The organism is Enterobacter cloacae complex sp. IR53041 (assembly GCF_049238285.1).
In the GTDB taxonomy this organism is placed as follows: domain Bacteria; phylum Pseudomonadota; class Gammaproteobacteria; order Enterobacterales; family Enterobacteriaceae; genus Enterobacter; species Enterobacter roggenkampii.
The window spans coordinates 1-2244 of sequence record NZ_JBMKHB010000075.1 but is presented as its reverse complement, the minus strand read 5'-3'; the positions used below and the strand labels follow the sequence as shown (position 1 = coordinate 2244).

General features: G+C 51.7%; 1 protein-coding gene and 1 pseudogene. Both read left to right on the top strand.

Going from position 1 to position 2244, the window contains the following annotated elements; genetic code table 11:
• Positions 1–171 precede the first annotated feature (171 nt).
• A pseudogene (locus ACOTXF_RS23705) lies at positions 172–1165 on the top strand (IS110 family transposase).
• Positions 1166–1459: 294 nt separating this feature from the next.
• A partial coding sequence (locus tag ACOTXF_RS23700) for an IS5 family transposase (protein WP_421635309.1) occupies positions 1460–2244 on the top strand: 785 nt, incomplete at its 3' end.

Genomic DNA, 2244 nt, shown 5'->3' with positions numbered 1-2244 from the left:
GGCGAAGGTGAGTTGATGGCTCATGATGTCCCTCTGGGATGCGCTCCGGATGAATATGATGATCTCATATCAGGAACTTGTTCGCACCTTCCTTAATGGAATGGTCGCCTCCCATCTCTTGTGCCACAGTGGGACGATAAATCGTCACTCATTGAACGGAGCGCTGCTATCATGAACGTTAAAACTATTGGAATCGATTTGGCAAAAAACGTTTTCCAGATCCATGGGGTTGACGAGCACGGAAAACGGTTGTTCAACAAACAACTCAGACGGGCACAAATGGCCTCCTTTTTTGCCAACATCCCACCCTGTTTGATCGGCATGGAGGCCTGTGCATCTGCTCATTTCTGGGCCAATAAACTGATATCGATGGGCCATAATGTCAAACTGATGGCCCCTCAGTTCGTCAAACCCTATGTTAAAACCAATAAGCATGATGCTGCAGACGCTGAAGCTATTTGTGAAGCCGTCACTCGACCTAACATGCGGTTCGTGCCGGTCAAAACCGCTGAGCAGCAAGCCGTATTGGCACTTCACCGGAGTCGTCAGAGCTTCATCAAACAGCGAACCGCACAAGCCAATCAAATCAGGGGGTTATTGGCCGAATTTGGCATTGTCGTCCCCCGAGGTATCCAGCAGCTACAGCGACGATTACCTGAGCTCGTGGAAGATGCGCATAACCCGTTACCCGTCCTGTTTCGTACACAGCTGAGTCTACTACAGCACCACATGGCGTACCTGTTCGATGTCATCGCTACACTCGACAAGCTGCCAGCGTATCGGCAAGATCCCTGGTATTGGCCCTGTTACCGCCAGCGCGCTGATTGCGACCATTGGTAAAGCCAACAATTTCGAGAATGGCCGACAACTGGCTGCCTGGCTCGGATTGGTTCCACGTCAGCACTCCAGTGGGGGTAAACAAGTCCTGCTCGGGATAAGCAAGCGAGGTGATACCTATTTGAGGACCTTGCTTATCCATGGTGCCAGGGCGGTATTGCAGTCGGCCAAACATAAACAGGATGCCGTATCGAGCTGGGCTAACCAGCTAATGGCGCGCCGGAATAACAACATTGCCTCGGTAGCATTGGCTAACAAGAATGCGCGGACTGTGTGGGCGCTCCTGGCCAAAGAGCGGGAGTATTGTGCACCAATAATAAGCGCTTAAGTTGCTTAATCAGTAAGACAGAAACAACACCACCGATTGCCCAGGCAAGCATGAAGTGATGGCAAGACAGGTCAGACCGCGATGGGGAAAACCCGGTTTATTCAAGGCTCCTGAAAGAGCGCTTTGTTGATAGAGGCCTCCATCAGCGTATTCCATCAGGGACAGAGGTATTTTACATCACCTCGGCAAAGTCCGGATCTATGGCTGCAATCGATGACCAGTAAAGCCACCACAACATATTTAGCTTGGCAAACAGGAGGCGACCATCTATGAATAAATCGAACTTTTGCTGAGTTGAAGGATCAGATCACGCATCTTCCCGACAACGCAGACCGTTCCGTGGCAAAGCAAAAGTTCAAAATCACCAACTGGCCCACCTACAATAAAGCCCTCATCAACCGTGGCTCCATAACTTTCTGGCTGGATGATGAAGCTATTCAGGCCTGGTATGAGTCAGCAACGCCTTCATCACGAGGCAGACCTCAGCGCTATTCTGACCTTGCCATCACGACTGTGCTGGTCATTAAACGCGTGTTCAGGCTGACCCTGCGCGCTGCGCAGGGCTTTATTGATTCCATTTTTTCTCTGATGAACGTTCCGCTACGCTGCCCGGATTACAGCTGTGTCAGCAGGCGGGCAAAGTCGGTTAACGTCAGTTTCAAAACGTTCACCCGAGGTGAAATCGCGCATCTGGTGATTGATTCCACCGGGCTGAAGGTCTTTGGTGAAGGCGAATGGAAAGTCAAAAAACACGGCAAAGAACGCCGTCGTATATGGCGAAAGTTGCATCTGGCAGTTGACAGCAACACACATGAAATCATCTGCGCTGACCTGTCGCTGAACAACGTTACGGACTCAGAGGCCTTCCCCGGGTTAATCCGGCAAACCCACCGGAAAATCAGGTCAGCCGCCGCCGATGGCGCTTACGATACCCGGCTCTGTCACGATGAACTGCGGCGTAAGAAAATCAGCGCGCTTATCCCGCCCCGAAAAGGTGCGGGTTACTGGCCCGGTGAATATGCAGACCGTAACCGTGCAGTGGCTAATCAGCGAATGACCGGGAGTAATGCGCGGTGGAA